The 24,372-nt window shown below is 67.4% G+C and carries 25 protein-coding genes; 14 read left to right on the top strand and 11 right to left on the bottom strand.

From position 1 onward, the window contains the following. Nucleotides 1–127: 127 nt before the first annotated feature. From VN856_RS06780 to VN856_RS06755, 6 genes are all read right to left on the bottom strand, one after another. Nucleotides 128–502, bottom strand: a complete 375-nt coding sequence (locus tag VN856_RS06780; protein ID WP_325687390.1) for a DUF5073 family protein — start codon at nt 500–502, stop codon at nt 128–130. Further along, nucleotides 502–1,287 (bottom strand): heavy metal-binding domain-containing protein, encoded by a 786-nt coding sequence (locus VN856_RS06775; protein WP_325687388.1) that lies wholly within the window; start codon nt 1,285–1,287, stop codon nt 502–504. Before VN856_RS06775 ends, VN856_RS06780 begins: the two co-directional genes overlap by 1 nt. A 40-nt stretch (nt 1,288–1,327) precedes the next feature. Then, nucleotides 1,328–3,463, bottom strand: a complete 2,136-nt coding sequence (ctpC, locus tag VN856_RS06770) for a manganese-exporting P-type ATPase CtpC (protein ID WP_325687386.1) — start codon at nt 3,461–3,463, stop codon at nt 1,328–1,330. A gap of 9 nt (nt 3,464–3,472) precedes the next feature. Beyond that, on the bottom strand, nt 3,473–3,757 hold the full coding sequence (locus VN856_RS06765; RefSeq protein ID WP_325687385.1) for a DUF1490 family protein: 285 nt from the start codon (nt 3,755–3,757) through the stop codon (nt 3,473–3,475). A gap of 218 nt (nt 3,758–3,975) precedes the next feature. Then, nucleotides 3,976–4,659 (bottom strand): TIGR03089 family protein, encoded by a 684-nt coding sequence (locus VN856_RS06760; protein ID WP_325687400.1) that lies wholly within the window; start codon nt 4,657–4,659, stop codon nt 3,976–3,978. A 42-nt stretch (nt 4,660–4,701) separates the two neighbouring features. Beyond that, nucleotides 4,702–6,156 carry an LCP family protein gene (locus VN856_RS06755; RefSeq protein WP_325687383.1) on the bottom strand — a complete coding sequence of 485 codons (1,455 nt, stop codon included), beginning with the start codon at nt 6,154–6,156 and terminating at the stop codon, nt 4,702–4,704. Between the two features lie 69 nt (nt 6,157–6,225). Here VN856_RS06755 and rfbD point away from each other — a divergent pair, with 69 nt between their 5' ends. Genes rfbD through VN856_RS06740 form a run of 3 tightly spaced genes read left to right on the top strand, consistent with a single transcriptional unit; the run spans nt 6,226 to nt 9,053 of the window. Then, a complete protein-coding gene (gene rfbD / locus VN856_RS06750) occupies nt 6,226–7,101 on the top strand; it encodes a dTDP-4-dehydrorhamnose reductase (protein WP_325687381.1) in 876 nt (291 codons plus the stop codon). A 34-nt stretch (nt 7,102–7,135) separates the two neighbouring features. Continuing rightward, the gene (locus VN856_RS06745) at nt 7,136–7,981 is read left to right on the top strand and encodes a glycosyltransferase family 2 protein (RefSeq protein WP_325687398.1); all 846 of its coding nucleotides are present in this window, start codon (nt 7,136–7,138) and stop codon (nt 7,979–7,981) included. 1 nt (nt 7,982) lies between these two features. Further along, nucleotides 7,983–9,053: an NDP-sugar synthase gene (locus VN856_RS06740; RefSeq protein WP_325687379.1), complete on the top strand. Its 1,071-nt coding sequence runs from the start codon at nt 7,983–7,985 to the stop codon at nt 9,051–9,053. Here the strand turns inward: VN856_RS06740 and VN856_RS06735 are convergent. Genes VN856_RS06735 through cofD form a run of 3 tightly spaced genes read right to left on the bottom strand, consistent with a single transcriptional unit; the run spans nt 9,035 to nt 11,933 of the window. After that, on the bottom strand, nt 9,035–9,577 hold the full coding sequence (locus VN856_RS06735) for an NUDIX hydrolase (protein WP_325687377.1): 543 nt from the start codon (nt 9,575–9,577) through the stop codon (nt 9,035–9,037). The genes VN856_RS06740 and VN856_RS06735 overlap by 19 nt on opposite strands. Further along, the gene (locus tag VN856_RS06730; RefSeq protein ID WP_325687375.1) at nt 9,574–10,944 is read right to left on the bottom strand and encodes a coenzyme F420-0:L-glutamate ligase; all 1,371 of its coding nucleotides are present in this window, start codon (nt 10,942–10,944) and stop codon (nt 9,574–9,576) included. The genes VN856_RS06735 and VN856_RS06730 overlap by 4 nt, the downstream gene beginning before the upstream one ends. Then, complete coding sequence (gene cofD / locus VN856_RS06725) at nt 10,941–11,933, bottom strand: 2-phospho-L-lactate transferase (protein WP_325687373.1); 993 nt, start codon at nt 11,931–11,933, stop codon at nt 10,941–10,943. Before cofD ends, VN856_RS06730 begins: the two co-directional genes overlap by 4 nt. Before the next feature lie 370 nt (nt 11,934–12,303). Between cofD and VN856_RS06720 the strand changes: the two genes are divergently transcribed. Further along, on the top strand, nt 12,304–12,645 hold the full coding sequence (locus VN856_RS06720) for a WhiB family transcriptional regulator (RefSeq protein WP_325687396.1): 342 nt from the start codon (nt 12,304–12,306) through the stop codon (nt 12,643–12,645). A gap of 66 nt (nt 12,646–12,711) precedes the next feature. On the opposite strand, the gene VN856_RS06715 is transcribed toward VN856_RS06720, so the two are convergent. Further along, on the bottom strand, nt 12,712–13,134 hold the full coding sequence (locus tag VN856_RS06715; protein WP_325687394.1) for a metallopeptidase family protein: 423 nt from the start codon (nt 13,132–13,134) through the stop codon (nt 12,712–12,714). 161 nt (nt 13,135–13,295) lie between these two features. On the opposite strand from VN856_RS06715, the gene VN856_RS06710 reads away from it, so the two are divergent. The 4 genes from VN856_RS06710 to manA all read left to right on the top strand — a co-directional run bounded on the left by VN856_RS06710 (nt 13,296) and on the right by manA (nt 17,594). Next, the gene (locus VN856_RS06710; protein WP_325687371.1) at nt 13,296–13,748 is read left to right on the top strand and encodes a DUF3499 domain-containing protein; all 453 of its coding nucleotides are present in this window, start codon (nt 13,296–13,298) and stop codon (nt 13,746–13,748) included. A gap of 124 nt (nt 13,749–13,872) precedes the next feature. Beyond that, entirely contained in the window at nt 13,873–15,270 is a 1,398-nt protein-coding gene (locus tag VN856_RS06705) for a phosphomannomutase/phosphoglucomutase (protein WP_325687369.1), read from the top strand. Continuing rightward, entirely contained in the window at nt 15,267–16,346 is a 1,080-nt protein-coding gene (locus VN856_RS06700) for a TobH protein (RefSeq protein ID WP_325687367.1), read from the top strand. The genes VN856_RS06705 and VN856_RS06700 overlap by 4 nt, the downstream gene beginning before the upstream one ends. A 21-nt stretch (nt 16,347–16,367) precedes the next feature. Continuing rightward, the gene (gene manA / locus VN856_RS06695; RefSeq protein ID WP_325687365.1) at nt 16,368–17,594 is read left to right on the top strand and encodes a mannose-6-phosphate isomerase, class I; all 1,227 of its coding nucleotides are present in this window, start codon (nt 16,368–16,370) and stop codon (nt 17,592–17,594) included. Here manA and VN856_RS06690 read toward each other — a convergent pair whose 3' ends face one another. Next, nucleotides 17,595–18,989, bottom strand: a complete 1,395-nt coding sequence (locus tag VN856_RS06690) for an oxidoreductase (RefSeq protein ID WP_325687363.1) — start codon at nt 18,987–18,989, stop codon at nt 17,595–17,597. 31 nt (nt 18,990–19,020) lie between these two features. Here VN856_RS06690 and VN856_RS06685 point away from each other — a divergent pair, with 31 nt between their 5' ends. The 6 genes from VN856_RS06685 to ahcY all read left to right on the top strand — a co-directional run. Further along, a complete protein-coding gene (locus VN856_RS06685; protein WP_325687361.1) occupies nt 19,021–20,502 on the top strand; it encodes an amino acid permease in 1,482 nt (493 codons plus the stop codon). Between the two features lie 90 nt (nt 20,503–20,592). After that, nucleotides 20,593–21,840, top strand: a complete 1,248-nt coding sequence (locus VN856_RS06680; protein WP_414686890.1) for an alkane 1-monooxygenase — start codon at nt 20,593–20,595, stop codon at nt 21,838–21,840. Further along, nucleotides 21,840–22,013, top strand: a complete 174-nt coding sequence (locus VN856_RS06675; protein ID WP_325687357.1) for a rubredoxin — start codon at nt 21,840–21,842, stop codon at nt 22,011–22,013. The genes VN856_RS06680 and VN856_RS06675 overlap by 1 nt, the downstream gene beginning before the upstream one ends. After that, on the top strand, nt 22,010–22,192 hold the full coding sequence (locus tag VN856_RS06670) for a rubredoxin (protein WP_260744282.1): 183 nt from the start codon (nt 22,010–22,012) through the stop codon (nt 22,190–22,192). Before VN856_RS06675 ends, VN856_RS06670 begins: the two co-directional genes overlap by 4 nt. Before the next feature lie 17 nt (nt 22,193–22,209). After that, complete coding sequence (locus VN856_RS06665; protein ID WP_325687392.1) at nt 22,210–22,920, top strand: TetR/AcrR family transcriptional regulator; 711 nt, start codon at nt 22,210–22,212, stop codon at nt 22,918–22,920. A 99-nt stretch (nt 22,921–23,019) separates the two neighbouring features. Beyond that, a partial coding sequence (gene ahcY / locus VN856_RS06660; RefSeq protein WP_325687354.1) for an adenosylhomocysteinase occupies nt 23,020–24,372 on the top strand: 1,353 nt, incomplete at its 3' end.

Here is a 24,372-nt window from a genome sequence, read left to right as displayed (position 1 = left end):
CGGGACCGCGCCGGATTCGCACCGGCTTCCTACATCGTCATCGCCTTACCCGGGCATTATCGCATTCCCGCGACGTTGCTGTTCGCAATTGAGCCGCGAGCTGTTCGCCGGCCGCCGGTGGCCTTGCTCACCCCGCGCCGGCGCGCAACGCGTCCACCGCCGCGTCGATGTTCGGCACGACCGTGGGACCGTAGCGGGCGACCAGTTGTCCGAGCGAGCGGGCGAGGTGCGGCCCCACCGCTTCTGCCAGCAGAACCTCTTCGCCGATCACGATGCCGCCGACGACATGTGCGGCCATCAACCGGCCATCCGGCGTCACCTCGTAGCGCCAATCGCTGATCTGCAGTCGTGCGGGTTGCGACCTGAACACGCCCCGACGGGCAGCGGTATGCGCAACGCCTGGCAGCCCGGCAAAAACGTTGATCACCAACGCGATTCCGCCCGGTCCGGCCAGCGCGTCGGTGACGGTGCGGCTCACTCGCTCGGCATCGAAAGCCGCCATCAGTCGTTCATGGCCAGCACGAACGACGGCGCGATGGTTTCGGCCGTCCCGCTGCGCCGCACCGCGGTGCCGGCGGCGTAGAACTCCACCGTGTGGTAGCCCCAGGCGTAGTTTTGGATGGCGAAATGCACTCCGACGACGCCGGATGCACCGTCACGCTCGGCTTCGCTTTGCATGCGCGACATGGCCAACTCGCGCGCCTCGTAGTTTCCCGTTGTCCACTGTGGCATCTCGACGTTGCGGCCCATTTGTCGCAGCGTTTGCAGAAAGCCTTGCGCGGCAATGTGAAAGACGCAGTTGCCCATCACAAAAGCAACCGGCGCATAACCCGACCGAATCAGCGTCGCCATGTCCTGCCCGGACAGGTGACTCGAGAACGCCTGACCATTGCTCCGCCGGAACGAGCCCGGTTTAGGGGTGTAGCGCACCGCGGTTCCGACCGCGATGAATTCCAGGTGCTCCGATTCAGCGCCGTGCTGGCGCCATTCCAGGCGGACACCGACGACGCCGTCGGCACCCAAAGCGTCGGCCTCGGCCTGCATGCGGGCCATCGCGTTCCAGCGCGCCCGATATGTCGCCTCGGTCAGCACCGGCAGCTCGGATTGTTGCCGGATACCGGTGAATTGGTAGCCCACGTGGTAGACCGACACTCCCATCACGAGGTCGAGCGGCTCGAAACCGGCCCCGTGCAGAAGTGCGAATTCGTTGATGGACAGGTCCGAGGTGAAGACCTTGTCGGCGTGCGACAGCCGTTCGCTGGCAACGGGGTCGAGGGGAGTAGACATCGGGGCATCATGACACCGATCTGACTGCCGGTGCACTCGTTCAGTCCAAGCGGTACCGAATCAAACGTGAACTGTTCGCGACGACGGCCACCGACGAGGCGTTGTGCAGGATCGCCGCGAGCACGGGTGATAGTGCGCCGCCGGCGCCGATGAGCAGCCCGGCGGCGTTGACGGCGATCGACATGCCGTAGTTCTGCCGGATGACCTCGACCGCGCGGGCGCCCAGGTCGCCGACGTCGAGTAGCCGTCGAAGGTCGTCGTTGGCCAGCGCGACGTCGGCGGTCTCGACCGCGACGTCGGTGCCGGCCAGCCCCATCGCGATGCCGATATTCGCCGCGGCCAGCGCCGGGGCGTCGTTGATGCCGTCGCCGACCATCCCGACGATGTAGCCATCGTCCTGGAGTTGGCGCACCACCTCGAGCTTGTCCTCGGGCATCACCTCAGCCCGCCACTCGTCGATATCGAGTTCGCCCGCAACGACTTTCGCGATGTCTGGGTGATCGCCGGTCAGCATGACTATTCGGCGGATTCCGCCTGCGCGCAACTTCTTCAGCACATCGAGAGCCTCGGAACGGATCTCGTCGCGCAGGCTGATCAGCCCGACCAGCGTGTCGTCCACTGCGAGCAGTAGCGGGGTTTCGGCCTGACGGCGCAGCTTGTCGACCCAGTCGGCGGCCTCGCGGGACACCACGACGTTCTCCGACCGCAGCAGTGACGGGCTGCCCAGCAGCAGGGTCCGGCCGTCGGCCCAGGTTCGCATGCCCAGCCCGACCAGCACCTCGCATTCCTCGTGCGGCGGAATGGTGATCCGGCGTTCTTCGGTCGAGCGGATGACGGCCTCGGCCAGTGGATGGCGAGAGTGCAACTCCGAGCTGGCCGCATAGGCGAGCACCTGCTCGGGTCGCCAATCATCATGCAACGCAATGATGTTCGTGACCACTGGGCGTCCGACCGTGAGCGTTCCGGTCTTGTCGAAGACGATCGCATCCACCCGGCCGGCCTGCTCCAGGTGCGACCCGCCCTTGATCAGGATGCCGCGGCGAGCGCCGTTGCCGATCGCCGCGCTGATCGCCGTCGGGGTCGCCAGGCCCACCGCGCACGGGCAGGCGATCAGCAACATCGTCATCGCGCGCCGGACGTCGCCGGTGAGGGCCAGGGTGATTGCCGAGACGATGAACGAGATCGGCACGAAGCGGCGGGAGAAGTTCTCGCCGACGGTTTGGATGGGCGCGCGGTCGTGTTGTGCCTCTTCGACGCGGGAGATGATGCGGCCGATGGTGGTCTGATTGCCGACCGCACGGGCGCGGACGATCAGGCGGCCGCGCAGCACCACCGAACCGGCATGCACCGTCGACCCGGCAACGATGCTGACCGGCAGGTTTTCGCCGGTGATCGCGGACTGGTCGACCACAGCCTCGCCGTCGATCACGTCACCGTCGACCGGGATCGCGACGTGGTCGTGGATGACCACGTCGTCGCCGATCTGAACGGTGTCGATCGGCACCTGGACCTCGTTCCCGTCGTCCAGCCGGATCCACGCGGTGTCGGCGGTGCCGCGCAACAGATCCGAGATGGCCCGCCGGGTCCGGCGCAGGGTCAGATCTTGAAGGTATTCACCGATATTGAGCAGCCACAGCACCGTGAGTGCGACTACGTTCTCGCGCAGCACCAGGCTGGCGACGGTCGCTGCGGTGACCAACGCATCGGTGCCGGCGCGCCCGGACCGCAGGCCGCGCAACGCGCCGCGCAGGAACGGGTAGCCCATGAACACCGTCGCCCCGGTCGCGACCAGCTGGCCGGACGCGCTCAGCAGGGGTGGCCGGTTGAAGGCGTAGCGGCGCACGCCGAGCAGGGCCAGCGCCGCGCCGCCGATCACCATCCGCAGCACCTCGGTGTTGCGGATATCCGACGACCGCGGGGTGCGAGCCGGAATAAGTTCGGCGGCAACGTGTTCGGCAGAGGTGATGGCCGCCAGCACTTCGGTGCGATCGCAGCGCTTCGGCGAATACCAGACCACGACGGAGCCGGTATGCGGATAGGCGTGTACAGCCCGTACACCGTGCTGGGAGTCCACCGCCTCTTCCACCGCGACCGCGCGCCGTGAATCCGCGCGCACCCACGGCACCTTGACCCGCATCCGCCCGGCGGCGTCGGACACGACCAATAAGTCGGTCATGTGCGCCGATCAGTGCTCGTGATCGTGGTCGTGATCGCCGATGGCGGGAGGCTGTGCCTCCTCACCGATACGCTCGCGAGCTTCGGCCACCACGTCGGCCAGTTTCAGCCGGGCGGACTCGGCTGCTTCCTCGGCCCGCCGCGTGCCGCGCAGGCTCCACTCGGTCGCGGTGACCGCGGCGTCATGCAACGGGGCCTTGCCCAGGGCCTTACGCAGGAGTTCGTAAGCGCTGACGCCGACCACGCCGGTAACCACCGTCCCGGCTGCTTTTCCGAGTAGGCCTGACACCACCATCGCGAACGTCCTCCCGTTGTCTCGTACCGCACGAGCTTATTGCCTTTCGACGACCGTAGCATCGTCATATAGCGATATCAACATGGATTGACGGACCTTGTTTCCACCGAAGTTCAGGCAGCCGATGTGCCACCTCGAAGCGACAGCTGCGCCGTTGTCGCTCGAAGGTGGGCAGAAAATGCACTGCCGCCGCTGCGTGGCGCCTGTGACAGCAGTGGCTAGAGACTCCGGGTGACCTTCTCGGTTTCCGTCCGGCGCGCCAAGGCGGCCGGGTCGGGGTTGGCGACGTGCACCAGCGACCCGCCGACCGCCAACACGCTCAACAAGTTGTCGATCACGTCGTCGGCGGTGCTCCAGGAGGCGGTCGACAGCACGCGGTCGTCGGCGGTGAAAGCCTTTGCCGACGCGGTCTTTTGGCAGGCATCCAGCACCTGCGCGACGGATCGGCCGGCCAGCGCCGGGCCGGGATGCTGCTCGGCGACGATCTGGTCGCCATGGACCCGAACCGCGGTCGCGTAGTCGGTGACGCCGATCGGCAGATCGGGCGCCGGACGCCCGAACGCATCGAGTGAGAGCACCGCGACCTCACTGGCACCGGTGGCGTCGGCTTCGTCCAGTCGCCCGGCCGTGCACAGGGCGATGTCGGCGGCTATGTCGTTGCGGCCGTCCAGTACTGCGTCCGCGCCGATCCACCACACGCCGAACAGCACGGCCGCGGTCTGCCAGTGCGCCGGCAGCAGCACTGCCACCCGGCTGGCCGGGCCGCCGCCCAACTCGTCGCGCAACAGGTTGCCGGTCTTGGCCGCCCAGTTGGCCAGCGTGACCGCCGACAGCTCGATGCGTTCGCCGGTGGCGTCGTCGTAGTAGGTGATGCGCGGGCCGACCGGGTCGGCGCGCAGCATCGGATCCAGGATCGCCGCGCTGAGGTTCACCGGGTCAGTAGATCAGTTGACGCACTCCGGATGGTCGGAGCCCGCGGTCAGGATCGGCGAGGGAGGGGGAGCCTCGGAGTCCTGGTGCGTCGCGGCCGCCAGCTTGGGGCCGCCGTCGCTGAGTCCCGATCCCGGTCCGGTGTAGTCATTGCCCAGCACCACCCGAACCGTGCCCTGCGGTACCGACGTGCTGGCGATGACGGGCAGCCCGCCGAGTTCTTTCGCGATGGCTTTGGCGCCAACGTCGTCGGCATTGGCGGCCTGTACTTGGCTTCTGGATACGTGCGCGGTGTCGTTGTTGCCGACCTTGCCCGTGCTGAATCCTTTGGCGGTCAACACTTGTGACACCGAAGCGGCGAGGCCGTTGATGTCGGTGTCGTTGAGCACGCTGGCGCTGGTCTTGCCCGGTGCGTAGGCCAGCTCCTCGGTCTTGCCCTTGGCCTGATCCTGCAGCAGGCCACCGACCCAGTCCTGGACCTGGTGCGGATCGACCCGCACCACGCTGTGCATGCCGTCGTCGCTCCAGCCGGACTCGTCGAGCACCGGAATGGTGGCGAAGGCGATCTTGCCCGCGGCCAACTTCTGCAGCTGATTGACGAAATCCATGATGTCCCAGCCGGATGACAGCACCACCGAACGCTGGATCGCCGACTGCAGCCGGTTCATCGTCGCCGGGCTGGACAGCGTCTTACTGGAGATCACCTGATGAGCCAGCGAGGACATCACCACCTGCTGACGCACCACCCGGTCCAGGTCGCCGCGCGGCAACTCGTGGCGCTGGCGAACGAAGCTCAGTGCCTGCGGGCCGTTGAGCTTCTGCGGGCCGGCCGGGAAGTCGGCACCCGAAAGTGGTTCGAAGACAGGCTGTTTGAGGCAGACTTTGACGCCGCCGAGGGCATCGGTGATCAGTGAGAAGCCCAGCAGCCCGATCTCGGCGTAGTGGTCGACGGTGACGCCGGTGAGGTCGGCGACCGTCTTGATCAGCGCTTCGCGGCCGGCTTCGGTGCCTTCCCGCTCGGCCTCGTCGGCCGCCATGCCCGATTTGACCAGGCTGACCCGCTTCTCTTCCTTGGTCTCGCCGTAGACGCCGTTGATTTTGGTCTTGCCCAGGCCCGGTGCGGATACGTAGGTGTCGCGCGGAATGGAGATCGCGGTGGCCGACTTTCCGTTGTCGGGGATGCGCACCAGGATGATCGTGTCGGTGTTGCTCGCCACCTCGTCACCGGCCCGTAGCGTCGCGAGCTCTTGCGGGCTCAGCGGATTGCCGTGAGCATCGGCGCGGCTGTCCATGCCGACCAGCAGGATGTCGAGCGCTCCGTCATCGGCGCCGTGGCCCAGCGACGGCGCGAAGACGTGGTAGATCCCGTCCTCGAAGGAGCGGACTTTGCCCCATGCCACCCCTGTCACGAGAACGACCAGTGCCGCTGTGACGCTCGCAATAGCACGAGTCACTCGTTGCTCAGGCATCACATCAGGCTACTTGCGTCACAGCGGTATCGCTGGTAGCCGAGACCCGGCGTGCCAGACTCGTAACCCATGACGGGCAGAATCGTGATCGCGGGCGGCGGCGGGCAGGTCGGTAGCGTGCTGGCGGCCGAGGCCACTCGGCGAGGGCGCGACGTGCTGGCGTTGACGTCGTCGCGGTGGGATATCACCGACCCGCAACTGGCCGCCCAGATCGTGCAGGCCGGCGACGTGGTGGTCAACTGCGCGGCCTACACCGCCGTCGACGATGCCGAAGCGGACCAGGCCAGGGCGCACGCGGTCAACGCCGCCGGCCCGGAATACCTCGCCCAGGCCTGCGCGCGGGCCGGCGCGCGGATGGTGCACATCTCCACCGACTACGTGTTCAGCGGCGACTTCGGCGACGCCGCGCCCCGGCCGTATGAGCCGGGCGACGAGACCCGGCCGCTGAGCGTCTACGGGCAGACCAAACTGTCTGGCGAGCAGGCGGTGTTGGCGGCGCTGCCGCAGGCCGTGGTGGTCCGCACCGCCTGGGTCTACACCGGCGGAGCCGGGAAGGACTTCGTCGCGACCATGCGAAAGCTGGCCGCGGGCGACCGCGTCATCGACGTGGTGGACGACCAGACCGGCTCGCCCACGTATGTCGTCGACCTGGTCGGCGCGCTGCTCGAGGTGGTCGACGGGCGCGTGGACGCCCCGTCGGGAATCGTGCATGCCGCCAACGGAGGCGAGGTCACCCGATTCGGACAGGCCCGCGCGGTGTTCGAGGGCGTCGGCGCCGACCCCGAGCGGGTGCGGCCGGTGAGCAGCGACCACAATCCGCGACCGGCGGCGCGGCCGCCGTACTCGGCACTGTCCGCGCGCCAGTCGCAGGCCGCGGGTCTGCCACCGCTGCGGCCATGGCGAGAAGCGTTGGAGGCGGCGCTGTCCGCGCCGCTGGATGCCTGACCGCTACCCTCAACCCGTGAGCGACGTCTTGCCGGTGGTCACGGTGACCTATTCGCCGGGCCCGCATCTGGACCGGTTTCTGGCCTCGCTGTCGCATGCGACCGAACGGCCGGTCAGTGTCCTGATGGCCGACAACGGCTCCACCGACGGGGCGCCGCAGGCGGCGGTCGAGCGCTACCCGGGCGTACGACTGTTCTCCACCGGGTCCAACCTCGGCTACGGCAGCGCGGTGAACCGCGCGATCGCGGAGCTCGGCGATGTCGACGAATGGATCATCGTGGCCAACCCGGACGTGCAGTGGGGCCCGGGCAGCATCGACGCGCTGCTGGACGCCGCCGCCCGTTGGCCGCGCGCTGCGACTTTCGGGCCGTTGATTCACGACCCCGATGGGTCGGTGTATCCGTCGGCGCGCCAGCTGCCCAGCCTGTTCCGCGGCGGGATGCACGCGGTCGTCGGACAGCTCTGGAAGACGAACCCGTGGTCGGCCGCCTACCGCCAGGAGCGGCTCGAGCCCAGCGAGCGACCGGTCGGCTGGCTGTCTGGATCGTGCCTGCTGGTGCGCCGCACGGCCTTCGAGCAGATCGGCGGCTTTGACGAGCGCTACTTCATGTATATGGAGGACGTCGATCTCGGCGACCGGATGGGCCGCGCGGGCTGGCTCAACGTCTATGTGCCGTCGGCCGAAGTGCTGCATCACAAGGGCCACGCGACCGCGCGGGAGTCGTCGCGCAATTTGGCGGCGCATCACAAAAGCACCTACACCTACCTCGCCGACCGTCATTCTGGACCATGGCGTGCTCCGCTGCGGCTGGCCTTCCGGGCCGGTTTGGCGGTGCGGTCGCGGCTGATGGCGCGCAGTTCGGCAGAAGGGCATCGGTGAGGTGAGCAAGCAGGTCGACGCAATCGTCCTCGTTGGCGGTAAAGGCACCCGGCTGCGCCCCCTGACGCTGTCGGCGCCCAAGCCGATGTTGCCCACCGCCGGGCTGCCCTTCCTCGCTCATCTGCTGTCGCGGATAGCCGCAGCCGGCATCGAGCACGTGATCCTCGGAACGTCCTACAAGTCAGCAGTTTTCGAGGCTGAGTTTGGTGACGGGTCCAAACTGGGTCTGCAGATCGAATATGTGACCGAGCAGAGCCCGCTGGGCACCGGCGGTGCAATCGCCAACGTCGCGGACCGTCTGCGCCACGACACGGCGATGGTGTTCAACGGCGACGTGCTGTCCGGAGCAGATCTCGGTCAACTACTCGACTACCACCACCAGCAGCAGGCCGACCTGACCCTGCACCTGGTGCGGGTGAGCGATCCCCGGGCCTTCGGTTGCGTGCCGACCGAAGACGGCCGAGTCACCGCGTTTTTGGAGAAGACCGAGGATCCGCCGACCGATCAGATCAACGCCGGCTGCTACGTGTTCTCCCGCGAGACCATCGATCGGATTCCTCGCGGGCGCGAGGTGTCGGTCGAGCGCGAGGTGTTTCCCGCCCTGCTGTCCGACGGCGTCAATGTCTGCGGATACGTCGACGCCAGCTACTGGCGTGACATGGGCACCCCGGAAGACTTCGTGCGCGGATCGGCGGATCTGGTGCGCGGAATCGCTCCGTCACCGGCGCTGGGTGGCCATCGCGGCGAGCAGTTGGTGCACGACGGCGCCGCGGTGTCGCCCGGGGCGCTGCTCATCGGCGGCACCGTTGTCGGACGCGGCGCTGAGATCGGCCCCGGTGCCCGGTTGGACGGCGCAGTCATCTTCGACGGCGTGCGGATCGAGGCCGGCAGCGTCGTCGAACGTTCGATCATCGGGTTCGGCGCGCGGATCGGTCCGCGGGCGCTGGTCCGCGACGGCGTGATCGGCGACGGCGCCGACATCGGCGCCCGCTGCGAGCTGCTGCGGGGAGCGCGGGTCTGGCCGGGCGTACACATTCCCGACGGCGGCATCCGCTACTCCAGCGACGTCTGAGCGCGCTCGACCAGATACGCCAGCGCCGCGTCGGTGCCGGGTGGCAGCGCGTCGATCGGCCACCATTGCAGGTCCACTGATTCGTCGCTGATCGTGATCTGCGCCGCGGACGGTGCCTGCGCCACGAACTGCAAGTCGATGTGACGGGTCGGTACACCCAGCGAACAGGTGAGCGCGTGGACGTTGATCGCGGCCAGATCGGGCGTGATCCGCAGACCGTCGACGCCGGATTCTTCGGTGGCCTCCCGCAGCGCTGCCGCCACGATGTCGGCGTCGGAATCCTCGCAGTGCCCACCCAATTGGACCCACCGGCCCAGCCGTGGATGCAGCGTCAACAACACCTGACCGCCGGTGTCGTCGAGCACCAACGCCGAGGCCGTGATGTGGCCCGGTACGCATTCCCGAAGGCAGGCGTCCTCCCGGGCGTCCAGGAACGCCAGCACCGCGTTACGCAGTGAGTCCTGCGACCGATCCGGTGCCTGCCAGTCGGACAGCAGCGCTATCGCCGAGGATCGAACGCTCATTTGCGCACCAGCAGATCATTGACCGTGACGGGTTGGCGAGGCTCGGTCACGGGCTGGTCGGCATAGCCGATGGCGATGGCGCCCAACGGTTCCCAGTCGTCCGGCAGGCCGAGTTCGTCGCGGACCAGATCGGCGGCGAAGATCGTCGAACCGATCCAGCAGCTACCCACTCCGCGCACCGCCAAGGCCACCAGCAGCGCCTGCACCGCGGCCCCGACCGCGACGGTGAACATGGTGTGCTCGGCATCGGTGCGCGCGGCGTCGGGATAACTGTGCGCGCCGTCGGGCACCAGCATCGGAATGACGACTTCGGGTGCGTCGAAGAGGATCTGACCGCGACCCACTCGCCGCTCGACCGAGTCGGCCGGCCTGCCGTCGCCGGTGAGGTCGGCGCGCCACTTGTCGCGCATCCGCTCGAGCAGCCGGCTGCGTGTCGCCGGTGTCTGCAGCCATACGAAGCGCACCGGTCGGGTGTGATGCGGAGCCGGGGCGGTGAGCGCTTCGGCGACCGCGTCCTCGACGAGTTTCGGCGGTACCGGATCGGCGGCGAATTGGCGCACCGAGCGGCGCATCAGCTGGGCTTGCTGACGACCCAGCTCCAAGGCCTCGGCGGTGCCCAGCCAGAAGAGGTCGTCGGTGCCGGACCGCACGAGGTGTCGGGCCGTCGCGTCGGTATCGGTCACCACGCCGGCCGGCAGACCCCGCACCACGGCCACCGGTATCGCGGTGAGCTTGCCCTTGACCAGATCGGCGGCCGCCGCGATCTCGTCGGCAATGGCGACCTCGGTGACCAACAGCTCGTTGCCGTGCCGGTCGACCGCGCCCGCGTAGCCGTGCAACACCGAGATGCCGGCCGCGCCGACGGCCGCGTCGGTCTGGCCGTTGCGCCACGCACGGCCCATGGTGTCGGTGATGACGACCCCTACCGTGACACAAAGCCTTTCGCGTAGGCCGGCCCGCAACTGCGCGGCGCTGCCGTCGGGATCGACGGGCAGGAGTGCCAATTCGTTGCTGCCGATGTTGGATCCGTCCACGCCGGACGCGGCCTGCACCACGCCAAGCCCGTTCTCGGTGATCAGCGTCCGGCCCTTGCGGGCCAGTATCCGGACGGACTCGGCGTCGACAAGCTTGCGGCGCAACGCATCTCTGGCCTCGGGATCTTCCGGTGCGGGCACCAGGCGGCCCTCGCACTTGGACAGCACCTTGCTGGTGACCACCAACACGTCGCCGTCGCACAGCCAGGGTGCGGCCGCGGCCAGCGCGGCGGTCAGGTCATCGCCGGGTCGGAATTCGGGAAGCCCGGTGACCGGCAGGATCTCGATCGGTGACGCGGTGCCGTGTTCTCCACCGGTCGCCGGGGCGGTCACGCCGCCACGCCCGCGAGTTCGAGACCGGCGCTCACCATCTCGGCCGTGGCTTTCGGGTCGGTCATCAGCAATGGCGCTGATCGGACTGCGAGACCGTCGATTTCGGCGTGATCGCCCTCGTGGACCAGCCAGCAATCCAGGATCCCAGTCCCTGCCCGCGCACCGTAGTACCGCCCAACAGCTTCGGCGGTCGAGGCCACCCCGATCACCTTGAGACACTCGTCGGCCATGCCTCGCAACGGCTTTCCGTCGATGATCGGCGAGTAGCCCACGACGGGGGCGCCGGTGGACCGCAACGCCGCACGGATCCCGGGGATAGCCAGGATCGCGCCGACGCTGACCACCGGATTCGACGGCGCCACCAGGATCACGTCGGCATCGGCGATCGCATCCGTGACTTCCGTTGTCGCATTGGCATTTTCAGCGCCGATGAAGGCGAAGCTGTGCGTCGGCAGCTGCGCGCGGTATCGGACCCACCACTCCTGGAAGTGGATCGCGCGCTGGCTGTCGTCGGCGGGATCGGTGATGACGACATGTGTTTCGCAACGGTCGTCGCTGGCGGGCAGCAGTCGTGCGCCGGGCTGCCAGCGGTCACACAACGCGGCGGTCACCTCCGAGAGCGGGTAGCCGGCGCGCAGCATCTGGCTACGCACCAGATGGGTGGCCAGGTCGCGGTCGCCGAGCTGAAACCAGTCGGGCTGCACCCCGTACTGCGCGAGTTCCTCCTTGGCATGCCAGGTTTCGCCACGATGGCCCCAGCCGCGTTCCGGGTCGACGCCGCCACCCAGGGTGTACATGCAGGTGTCCAGGTCGGGGCAGACCCGCACCCCGTGCATCCAGGCGTCGTCGCCGATGTTGACGACCGCGGTCAGTTCGTGTTCGCCGACGGGCGCAGACGCGGAGGCGAATTGGCCCAAGCCGAGTAGTTGCTGCACCCCGAGCAGGAAGCGGGCGCCCCCGACCCCGCCGACCAGAACCGTGACCTTCACACCGCACGACAGTACGCGCGACCTCGGTGGAGACGCCGAGGTGAGTGGCGCAATCGGAGCGAGGGTTTGGTGCCGGAATGCCTTGTGTGACGGGTGTGACCGACACGCCAAGGCCCCAACGGTGTCAGTGTCGCAAAAAATTGGTCACGAGATGATATGGAAATCTTCCGAATCGCTTGCAAAGAGCCTCTTACCCGTGTGTAATCACAGCAGTGTCATTTCGGTTGGCCGGCCGGATTCGGTGTCGCAGACCGAGATTCGATCATTTGTTCGAATCGGGATGACCGACATCAAAACAGTGGTCACATTCACGATCAACTAAAACCAGGTGAGGAGGCGGAGCATGTCCTATGAACACCTTCGAGGCTTAATGGGTGGGACACCACCGCACACCACTCCCGGCTTGCCGATCACAGGGGTATCCCCAAGGCCCCATTTGAGTTTGGTTCCCGACACGGTCGTCGAAGATGAATTCGAAGCCGCCGAGGTCGAGACCGATCAATGGCAAGACCGTGCGTTGTGTGCTCAGACGGATCCGGAGGCGTTCTTCCCCGAGAAGGGCGGCTCCACGCGCGAGGCCAAGAAGATCTGCCTTGGCTGCGAGGTGCGCAGTGAATGCCTCGAATACGCCTTGGCCCACGACGAGCGCTTCGGAATCTGGGGCGGCCTCTCGGAGCGGGAACGCCGCCGCCTCAAGCGCGGAATCATCTGACGCGACGCGGTCATTCGATAACGGGTGATTCGCCGCGCCCGACTACCTCGCGCTTACGACCACCCGTTATTCATCATCAATCGTCGGGTCGATGACCGAGGGCTCGACGTCCAGATAGGTGGCCACTTGAGCCACCAAGATTTCATGCAGTAATTCAGCCAGCTCGACCGTGTCTTTGGCGCGTCGCTCGATTGGCTTGCGGAACAACACAACTCGCGCGCGGGTCGCGCTGCCGCGCACGTCGACGCCGGCGCTGATCAGCCGGGCGAGTGCGATCGGCCCGTCGGCGACCACCTCCGGTGGCCACTGCACATTTTCGGGATCTTTCGCCGATATCCGCGGGATCTCGTCGACCGCCACGTCGAGCCCTGACAGTCGTTCCTGCCATCGCCGCTCGATGGGCTCGTAGGCCTCGAGCACCGCCATGTCGAAGCGTTCGGCGCGGCTGCGCCACCCGGGCACCGTCGGCGGCAGCAGCGGACCGCGCATATCGCGGCCGCGCCGCGAGACCTTTTTGCCCACGGGGTGCCGGCCGCGCGAGGAGCTGCGCGAATCGCTCACTCGGCGATGGTAACGGTTGGGCATCCCGGCCCCAGCGAATGCGCGTGTCCGGCGCCGTGTGGACGTTTCCGCACGATAATCTCTCGATCGTGAACGTTCCGCGTCGCTGTTGCCGGCCTGGCTGTCCGCATTACGCGGTGGCGACGCTGACCTTCGTGTACGTGGATTCGACGGCGGTCATCGGGCCGCTGGCCATCGCCCACGAGCCGCACTCCTGGGACCTCTGCGTGAGTCATGCCGGCCGGATCACCGCGCCGCGCGGCTGGGAGCTCGTCCGGCACTCCGGCCCGCTGGCCACCAACCCCGACGAGGACGACCTGATCGCGCTGGCCGAAGCCGTGCGCGAGGGCCGCGATGTGGCCGCCGGCGGCGGCCCGGTCAACGGGTTCCACGACTTGGGCGCCCAGCCCTCGGGTGCCCAATACAACGGTGCGACGGCCGAGGCGCCGGCGACCGGTGTCTTGACCTCGGCCGGCCAGCGCCCGGCCGGGAACGGGCGTCGCCGTGGTCACCTTCGCGTGTTACCCGACCCCGCCGAATAGCAACCGCCGGCTCGCCCCCTCGCCGCCGCGCGGCTGGCGGTGCCCCCACGGCGGACCGTGCCGGTCCGCGTCGTCGCCGGGCTAGGCTGGCGACCAAGTTGTCCACTTAGTCAGGAGCCCCTCGATGTCTCGGCCCGCTGCGGCTGTCCACCGTGTGATCAAGGCATATGACGTGCGAGGTCTGGTCGGCTCGGAAATCGACGAGCCGTTCGTCTCCGACGTCGGTGCCGCCTTCGCGACGCTGATGCGTAGCGAAGGCGCGCGGCAGGTCGTCATCGGTTACGACATGCGCGACAGCTCGCCGTCGCTGGCGGCCGCGTTCGCGGCCGGCGTCACCGGCCGGGGTCTCGACGTGGTCCGCATCGGCCTCGCTTCGACCGATCAGCTCTATTTCGCCTCGGGGCTGCTGGACTGCCCGGGAGCGATGTTCACCGCAAGCCACAACCCGGCCGCCTACAACGGCATCAAGCTGTGCCGGGCGGGTGCCAAGCCGGTCGGCGCCGACACCGGGTTGACGACCATCAGCGACGACGTCATCGCCGGAGTCGCGTCCCACCAGGGGCCCACCGGAACCGTCACCGACAAGGATGTGCTCGCCGAGTACGGCGACTTCCTGCGCTCGCTGGTCGACACCTCGGGGCTGCGTCCGCTGCGAGTGGCCGTCGACGCCGGCAACGGGATGGCGGGCCACACCGCACCCGCGGTATTCGGTGCGATCGACTCGATCACGTTGCTGCCGTTGTACTTCGAACTCGACGGCACTTTTCCCAACCACGAGGCCAATCCGCTGGACCCGGCGAACCTCGTCGACTTGCAGTCCCATGTGCGCGACAGCGGCGCCGACATCGGGTTGGCGTTCGATGGCGACGCCGACCGCTGTTTCGTCATCGACGAGCGCGGCGAGCCGGTGTCGCCGTCGACGGTGACCGCTCTGGTCGCCGCGCGCGAGCTGAGCCGGGAGATCGGCGCGACGGTGATCCATAACCTGATCACGTCGCGCGCGGTGCCGGAGTTGGTCGTCGAGCGCGGTGGCACGCCGGTGCGCTCACGGGTCGGGCACTCCTACATCAAGGGGCTGATGGCCGACACCGGTGCGATCTTCGGCGGGGAACACTCGGCACACTATTACTTCCGCGACTTCTGGGGAGCCGACTCCGGGATGCTGGCCGCGCTGTATGTGCTTGCCGCACTAGGGAACCAGGAACGCCCGCTGTCCGAGGTCACCGCCGACTACCAGCGCTACGAGTCCTCCGGCGAGATCAACTTCACCGTGGCCGATGCGGGCTCCTGCGTCGAGGCGGTGCTCAAGTCGTTCGGCACCCGGATCCACTCCATCGACCACCTCGACGGGGTGACCGTCGACCTCGGCGAGGGCAGTTGGTTCAACCTGCGCACCTCCAACACCGAGCCGCTGCTGCGGCTGAATGTGGAAGGACGTTGCACCGAGGATGTCGACGCGGTCGTCGAGCAGGTCGCCGATGAGATCGCCCGGCAGGTCGGGCAACCGGAGGCCGTGACGTGAACGCGGCCCAGGCCGTGATCGACCTCGACGACACCGACGGCCTGCTTGCGGCCGACCGCGAGGGACTGCTGCGGGCGGCATCGATGGGCGGCGCGCATGTCCGCGCGGTCGCCGCCGCACTCGATGAGGGTGCCTTGGACTCGCTGGGTGGTGATCTCCCGCGCACCGTCATCTGGGTTGCCGGACGGGGTACTGCGGAGACCGCGGGCACCATGCTGGCCGCGACGTCAGGTGGTGCACCCACGCCGATAGTGATCGCCGCCGAGGCGCCGCCGTGGATCGGCGCGCTGGACATGCTGATCGTGGCGGGCGACGACCCTGGCGATCCGGCACTGGTCGGAGCTGCCGCGAGCGCGGTGCGCCGCGGCGCGCGGGTGGTGGTCGCGGCGCCGTACGACGGCCCGCTGCGTGATGCCACGGCCGGCCGGGCGGCGGTCTTGGATCCGCGGCTGCCGGTCGCCGACGGGTTCGGTCTGTGCCGATACCTGGCCGTGGGGCTGGCTGTCCTGCAAAGTGTCGATCCCAAGATGCGGGTGGACCTCGCCGTATTGGCCGACGAACTGGACGCCGAAGCGCTGCGTAACAGTGCCAGCCGCGAAGTGTTCACCAATCCGGCCAAGGCGCTGGTCGAGCGCATGTCGCGGCGCCGGGTGGTGCTGGCCGGGGACTGTGCCGCGACGCTGATGCTGGCCCGACACGGGTGCGCGGTTCTGCTGAGGATCGCGCACGAGGTGGCCGCGCCCGCCGGTCTGGCGGACGCGCTGATTGCGCTGGGTGCGGGGGCGGGGTCGGGGTACGCCGACCCGACGGAGTCGTTGTTCCACGACGAGGAGATCGACGGGCCGATCGCCGAGCGGCTTCGGGTGCTGGCGTTGACGCTGGATGCCGAGCGGACTGTGGTGGCGTCGCGGATCGCCCAGTTCGACGACGTGGACATGGTCGGTGCCGAGGATGTGCCTGATCTGCTGGATGGCCGCCGCGCCCTGCCCGGCGCACAACGGGTGGAGCAGCAGCTGGCTATATTGGCTGTCCGACTGGAGATGGCTGCGGTTTATTTGCGGCTGGTGCGGGGATAACTGGGTCTGAGGTTATAGACAGTGCGGTTGCTACGTGGAGCGATACGGACGTACGCGTGGGGGTCACGGACCGCCATCGCGGAGTTCACTGGTCGCCCAGTACCGGCCGCCCATCCCGAAGCCGAGCTGTGGCTCGGGGCAAACCCGGGCGACCCCGCCTTCCTCGAAGAGCCCGATGGCGAAGTCTCGCTGTTGCAGGCGGTGCTCGCTGATCCCGAAGGCCAGCTCGGCGCCGCGGCCCGGGCCCGGTTCGGCGATGCGCTGCCGTTCCTGCTCAAGGTGCTGGCGGCCGAGGAGCCGCTGTCGCTGCAGGCGCACCCCAGTTCCGAGCAAGCCGCCGAGGGGTACCGGCGCGAGGAACGCCTCGGCATCCCGGTGAACTCGCCGGTGCGTAACTACCGCGACTCCAGCCACAAGCCCGAGTTGTTGGTGGCGCTGCAGCCATTCGAGGCGCTGGCCGGCTTCCGTCCCGCGGCCCACACCATCGAGCTGCTGCGGGCCCTGGCGGTGTCCGACCTGGATCCGTTCATCGATTTGCTGAACGACCAATCCGACGCCGACGGACTGCGGGCCCTGTTCACCACCTGGATCACCGCCCCGCAGCCCGACGTCGACGTGCTGGTGACTGCGGTACTGGATGGCGCCATCAACTACTTGAGTTCGGGCGCAACGGAATTCGCGGCAGTAGCCAAGACGGTGCTGGAGCTGGGCGAGCGCTATCCCGGCGACGCCGGCGTGCTGGCCGCGCTGCTACTCAACCGGATAACGCTCGGTCCAGGCGAGGGGATCTTCTTGTCGGCCGGCAATCTGCACGCCTACTTACGCGGCGTCGGCCTAGAGGTAATGGCCAACTCCGACAACGTGTTACGGGGTGGCCTGACCCCCAAGCACGTCGACGTTCCCGAGCTGCTGCGAGTCCTGAACTTCAACCCGACCACCGAATCTCAACTGCGTGCCCAGACACATCCGGATGGACTGGCGTCGTTCTACGACACGCCCACCGTGGAGTTCGCGGCGTCCATGCTCACGTTGGGTGACGACCAGATCGGCCACGAAGTCGATGCGCCGTCGCGGCACGACGGTCCGCAGATCCTACTGTGCGTCGAGGGTGCGACGGCGGTGCACGGCAAGGCCGGGGCGCTGACGCTCACGCGTGGCGCCGCCGCCTGGGTGGCCGCCGACGACGGTCCCATCCGGCTGGTCGCGCACGAGCCGACGAAGATCTTCCGGGCTACCGTCGGCCTGTGACTAGTGCGGCGCCAGCGCGCCGCGGCGTTCTGGCCGGCCAGCTCGACGCTCGGCGCGCCAGAGTCGCATGTTGTGCCGAATGGTGCGGCCGACCAGCCTCGCCGACGGGACCATGTAAAGGCTGTCCAGCAACGAGAACCGGCGCAAAAACCATTCGGCCAGAACAGGATCGGTCTCGGCGGCGCCGAGGAACTGGTCGAACAGACTGCCGACCGGGCCGAACCACCACGGCTTGTCCCCGGTCGCGTGGTGGAAGGTGTGGTCGCCGATCGCCGTCATCATCCACACCGGATACGTCGACTTGGCGGTGGCCCGGTTCACCCTGCGCGCCAGGTCTTCGCCCGCACCCCCGGCCAGCGCTCGGCGCAGGTGACCGGCCTGCAGCGAGGTCATCGTCATACCCTGGCCGTAGGTCGGGTCGAAACTGGCCACCGCGTCGCCCAGCGGGAGAATCCCGGCCGGAAACCGCTCCAGCTCGTGGTACCGGCGCCACCGGCTGACGGGGTAGCGGTGGAAAGCCACCTCGCCGACGGGCTCGGCCTGCTGCAGCGCGGTGGCGATCCGTTCGGGAAGCAGCGTGTTGGCCAACGCCAGCATTTCGGAAAAGGTATGCGGCGGTTCGACTTTCGCGACGCCAAAGGTTGTCAGTGTCCAGGTGCCATCCTCGTAGCCGAGTAGGCCCAGTCCGAGCGGCTGCTCCCGCGACGCGCCGGCAACGATCACCCGCTCACGGATCCCGCCGTCGGGAAGCCGAAGCTGGTGCGACGCATAGCCGATGCCCACGTCGACCGTCTTCTCGGGCGGACGCTGAAATCCCCACTGCTCCAGCCACACCGGCAGCCGGGTGCCGCGGCCGGCCGCGTCGACGACCAGGTCGGCGGCGATGAAGTCGGGCTCGTCGGCATCGCTGTCCAGCAACACCCCGGTCACCCGCTGGGCATCGAAGTCGAAACGCGGTTGGGCCACCGAGCGGTGCTGGATGTCGACGTTGGCGATGTCGCATACCCGGCTCCGGATCTGCCATTCCAGCTGCGGGCGGCTGGGCACGTAGGCGGTGAACTGATCGCGCAGTGTGTGTCCGGTGCCCAGCACGTGGCCGGCCGCGCCGAAGTGGATGCAGTCCGGCCGGTTCTCCAGGATGGGGACGCCGGCGGCCACCATGCCGTCAAGCAGACCGGGGAACAACCCGTCGAATTCCATCGCGCCGCGTGCCATCAGCAGATGAACGTGACGGCCCTGCGGGACGGCGGTGCGGTTGCTGGGGGTGGCCGGCAGCTCGTCGCGCTCGAACACCGTTACCCGGTCGTAGAAGTCGGACAGCACCCGCGCCGCGCACAATCCGGCGATGCTGGCGCCGATAACTACGGCGTGCCCCCGGGAATTCTCCCCACCCATCTGGCCACCGTACTCGGTACTGTCCGGGACCATGGCTGACCGCTGGCGCACCAAATCGATCGAACAATCGATTGCCGACACCGACGACCCGGATACCCAGCTGCGCAAGGACTTGAGCTGGTGGCATCTGTGCGTGTTCGGGGTGTCGGTAGTGATCGGGGCCGGCATTTTCACCGTCACCGCCTCTACCGCGGGTGACATCACCGGGCCGGCGATCTGGATCTCGTTTGTCATCGCGGCGATCACCTGCGGGCTGGCCGCACTGTGTTACGCCGAATTCGCCTCGATGCTGCCCGTGGCGGGCAGCGCCTACACGTTCTCCTACGCCACCTTCGGCGAATTCGTGGCCTGGACCATCGGCTGGAACCTCGTCCTGGAACTGGCGATCGGCGGCGCCGTCGTCGCCAAGGGCTGGTCCAGTTACCTGCAAACGGTGCTCGGATTGGCCAGTGGCACAATCAATGTCGGGCCGCTGACGCTGGACTGGGGCGCGTTGGTGATCGTTGCGCTGGTGGCCACCCTGCTCGCTCTTGGCACCAAGTTGTCGTCGCAATTCTCGATGGTGGTCACCGCGATCAAGGTCGCGGTGGTGGTGCTGGTTATCGTCGTCGGCGCCTTCTACATCAAGGCCGCGAACTACTCGCCGTTCATTCCGCCGCCCGAGGCCGGCAACGCCGGCGGCGGGGTCGACCAGTCATTGCTGTCGCTGCTCACCGGCGCGCACGGCAGCCATTACGGCTGGTACGGCGTGCTCGCCGGGGCCTCGATCGTGTTCTTCGCGTTCATCGGTTTCGACATCGTGGCCACGATGGCCGAGGAGACCAAGAACCCGCAGCGCGATGTCCCTCGCGGGATCCTGGCCACGTTGGGCATCGTGACCGTGCTCTACGTGGCGGTGTCAGTGGTGCTGTCCGGCATGGTCTCCTACACGCAGCTGAAGACCACTTCCGGCGGTCGTCACGCCAACCTCGCCACCGCCTTCGCCGCGAACGGCGTGCAGTGGGCCTCCGGGATCATCTCGATCGGCGCGCTGGCCGGCCTGACCACGGTGGTGATGGTGCTTTTGCTCGGTGGATGCCGGGTGCTGTTCGCCATGGCACGCGATGGATTGTTGCCGCGCCAGCTCGCCAAGACCGGTTCGCACGGCACCCCGGTGCGCGTCACGGTGCTGGTTGCGTTGCTGGTTGGCGCCACCGCCTCGGCATTTCCGGCGGACAAGCTCGAGGAAATGGTCAACGTCGGCACCTTGTTCGCGTTCCTGTTGGTCTCCGCCGGCGTCATCATGCTCCGCCGCAGCCGTCCGGACCTGCCACGCGGGTTTCGCGCGCCGATGGTGCCGCTGCTGCCGATCGCCTCGGTGTGCGCGTGTGTCTGGCTGATGGTCAACCTGACCGTCGTGACCTGGATTCGATTCGGCGTGTGGATGTTCGCCGGGGTTTTCATCTACCTGGGCTATGGACGCCGAAAATCGGTTCTGGCCAGCCGTGATGCCAGCGCGCGGGTAGGCGGCTGACGCCCGCGTCATCCACAACGCTTTACAAACATAGGCTCTGTGTCTAGACAAAGGACGCAGAGCGCGCTAATGTCCAATCTCAAGGGTGTTATGGCTCACAAGGAGGTTGGCGATATGACCGCGGCATTAGGTCCGAACGCAAGGGTGTGGCAGGACAAGAAGCGCTACTTGTGGCTGATGGGACTGATCGTCCCGACGCTGCTGTTGACGATCCTGCCGTTCGTCTGGGCAATGAATCAGGCCGGCTGGCAGACCGCATCACAGGTGCTGTTCTGGATCGGACCGATCCTGCTCTACATCCTGCTGCCGGCCCTTGACCTACGGTTCGGCGCCGACGGGCAGAACCCTCCCGACGAGGTGATGGAGTGGCTGGAGAACGACAAGTACTACCGGTACTGCACCTACGCCTTCATCCCGTTCCAGTTCGTCAGCCTGATCCTCGGCGCGTACCTGTTCACCGCGTCGAACCTGAGCTGGCTGGGCTACGACGGGCCGTTGAGCTGGCCGGCCAAGATCGGTCTCGCGTTGTCGGTGGGCGCGCTGGGCGGCGTCGGCATCAACACCGCTCACGAGATGGGGCACAAGAAGGACGAGCTGGAGCGCTGGCTGTCCAAGATCACCCTCGCGCAGACCGGCTATGGCCACTTCTACATCGAGCACAACCGCGGCCACCACGTCCGGGTGGCGACACCGGAAGACCCCGCGTCGGCCCGGTTCGGCGAGACCTTCTGGGAGTTCTTGCCGCGCAGCGTCTTTGGTAGTGCGAAGTCGGCCTGGCGGCTGGAGGCTCAGCGGGTGCGCCGACAGGGCGGCAACCCGTGGAACCCCAAGACCTATCTGTCCAATGACGTCATCAATGCCTGGCTGTTGACCGTGGTGCTGTGGGGCGTGTTGATCGCGGTGTTCGGCCCGGCGCTGATCCCGTTCCTGATCGTCCAGGCGGTCTTCGGCTTCAGCCTGCTGGAGTCGGTCAACTACCTCGAGCACTATGGCCTGTTGCGGCTCAAGAACGACAACGGCCGGTACGAGCGCTGCACGCCGGAGCACAGCTGGAATTCCGACCACATCGTCACCAACCTGTTCCTGTACCACCTGCAGCGGCACAGTGATCACCACGCCAACCCGACCCGGCGCTACCAGACGCTGCGCAGCATGGACGGGGCGCCGAACCTGCCGAGCGGTTACGCGGCGCTGATCGGGTTGACCTACTTCCCGCCGCTATGGCGCAGGCTGATGGACCACCGGGTGCTGGCGCACTACGGCGGCGACATCACCCGGGTCAATGTGCAACCACGCCTGCGCGAGAAGATGCTGGCCCGCTACGGAGCCGCGGCCTGATGTCCGCCTACCGCTGCCCAGGCTGCGACTACGTCTACGAAGAATCCAATGGCGCTGTGCGGGAAGGATTCCCGGCGGGAACCCGGTGGGACGACCTTCCCGAGGACTGGGGCTGCCCGGACTGCGCTGTACGTGAAAAGCCCGACTTCGAAATTCTGGAGGTAAGGAAATGAGCGACTACAAACTGTTCGTCTGCGTGCAGTGCGGCTTCGAATACGACGAGGCCAAGGGGTGGCCGGAGGACGGCATCGCGCCCGGCACCCGCTGGGACGACATCCCCGAAGACTGGAGTTGCCCGGACTGCGGCGCGGCGAAGTCGGACTTCGAAATGGTGGAAGTCGCCCGCTCGTGACAGCCACCAGCGCGACCATGCCGAGCGCCGCGTTACACAGGAGTGGCGCGACAGGCGTTAGGGTCGCGCGTATGCGAAGGGTCCCGTACGCCGAGGCGTCGCGGGCCCTTCTGCGTGATTCGGTGCTCGACGCGATGCGCGAGCTACTGGGTAGCCGGGACTGGTCGGCGATCACGCTGGCCGACGTGGCCCGCGCCGCGGGCATCAGCCGGCAGACCATCTACAACGAATTCGGATCGCGGCACGGCCTGGCCCAGGGCTACGCGCTACGGCTGGCCGACCGGCTGGTGGATGCCGTCGAAGACGCCATCTACGCCAACGTCGGCGAGGTCTATGCGGCCTTCCTGCAAGGCTTTCGGGCGTTCTTCGCCGACTCGGCCGCCGATCCGCTGGTGATATCGCTGCTGACCGGGGTGGCCAAACCCGACCTGCTGCAGATCATCACCACCGACAGCGGGCCGACCATCACGCACTGCTCGGCCCGCCTGACGTCGTCGTTCATGCACAGCTGGATGCGCGCCAGCGAGGAAGACTCCGGAATGATCGCGCGCGCCATCGTCCGGCTGGCCATGAGCTACGTGTCGATGCCGCCGGAGTCCGACCATGACGTAGCCGCTGACCTGGCACGACTCATGACGCCGGCGGCCGAGCGGTACGGCGTGTTGCGGGAGGACTTCGACGCGGAGGCCCGGGGTGGTACCACCGGCGAGCCGGGCGAAGCCAACTAATAGGCTTGTGGAATCCGACTGAACCTGTGTCGCAGCCGCGGGCGCGGCGCGACTAATATGTAACCAAGCTAATTAGTTGACCGAAGAAATGAGTAGTAGATGACGACGACCGAACAGCAGCTGACCCCCGACGTGGTGAACGGGCTCGACTTCAAGGTGGCCGACCTGTCGCTGGCCGACTACGGCCGTCGCGATATCGAGCTCTCCGAGCAGGAAATGCCGGGTCTGATGTCGCTGCGCCGCGAATACCACGACGTCCAGCCGCTCAAGGGGGCCCGGATCTCGGGTTCGCTGCACATGACGGTGCAGACCGCGGTGCTGATCGAGACGCTCACGGCGCTGGGCGCCGAGGTCCGTTGGGCCTCCTGCAACATCTTCTCCACCCAGGACCACGCCGCCGCCGCGGTGGTCGTCGGCCCGCACGGCACCCCCGAGAAGCCGCAGGGTGTTCCGGTGTACGCGTGGAAGGGCGAGACCCTCGAGGAGTACTGGTGGGCCGCCGAGCAGGTTCTGACCTGGCCCGATGAGCCGGCCAACCTGATCTTGGACGACGGTGGCGACGCCACCATGCTGGTGCTGCGTGGCGCTCAGTACGAGAAGGCCGGCGTGGTGCCGCCCGATGAGGAAGACGACTCCGCTGAGCACCGGGTGTTCCTGAGCCTGCTGCGTAAGCGCTTCGAGACCGACAAGGACAAGTGGACCAAGATCGCCGCGTCGATCAAGGGCGTCTCCGAGGAGACCACCACCGGCGTGCTGCGGCTCTACCAGTTCGCCGCGGCCGGCGACCTCGCCTTCCCGGCGATCAACGTCAACGACTCGGTGACCAAGTCGAAGTTCGACAACAAGTACGGCTGCCGCCACTCGCTGATCGACGGCATCAACCGCGGCACCGACGTGCTGATCGGCGGCAAGAAGGTGCTGATCTGCGGCTACGGCGACGTCGGCAAGGGCTCGGTGGACTCGCTGGCCGGCCAGGGCGCGCGGGTGACCGTCACCGAGATCGACCCGATCAACGCGCTGCAGGCGCTGATGGAGGGCTACGACGTCAAGCGGGTGGAGGACGTGATCGGCGAGGCTGACATCGTCATCACCACCACCGGCAACAAGGACATCATCACCCTCGAGCACATGAAGGCGATGAAGGACAAGGCGATCCTGGGCAACATCGGCCACTTCGACAACGAGATCCAGATCGCGCGGCTGGAGAAGTCGGGTGCCACCAAGGTCAACATCCGCCCGCAGGTCGACCTGTGGACCTTCGGGGACACCGGCAAGTCGATCATCGTGCTGTCCGAGGGCCGGCTGCTGAACCTCGGTAACGCCACCGGACACCCGTCGTTCGTGATGAGCAACAGCTTCTCCAACCAGGTCATCGCGCAGATCGAGCTGTGGACCAAGAACGACGAGTACGACAACGAGGTCTACCGCCTGCCCAAGCACCTCGACGAGAAG

This window comes from Mycobacterium sp., assembly GCF_035603715.1.
In the GTDB taxonomy this organism is placed as follows: domain Bacteria; phylum Actinomycetota; class Actinomycetes; order Mycobacteriales; family Mycobacteriaceae; genus Mycobacterium.
The sequence above is the reverse complement of the archived record's forward strand: the minus strand, read 5'-3'. Positions and strand labels throughout refer to the sequence as shown.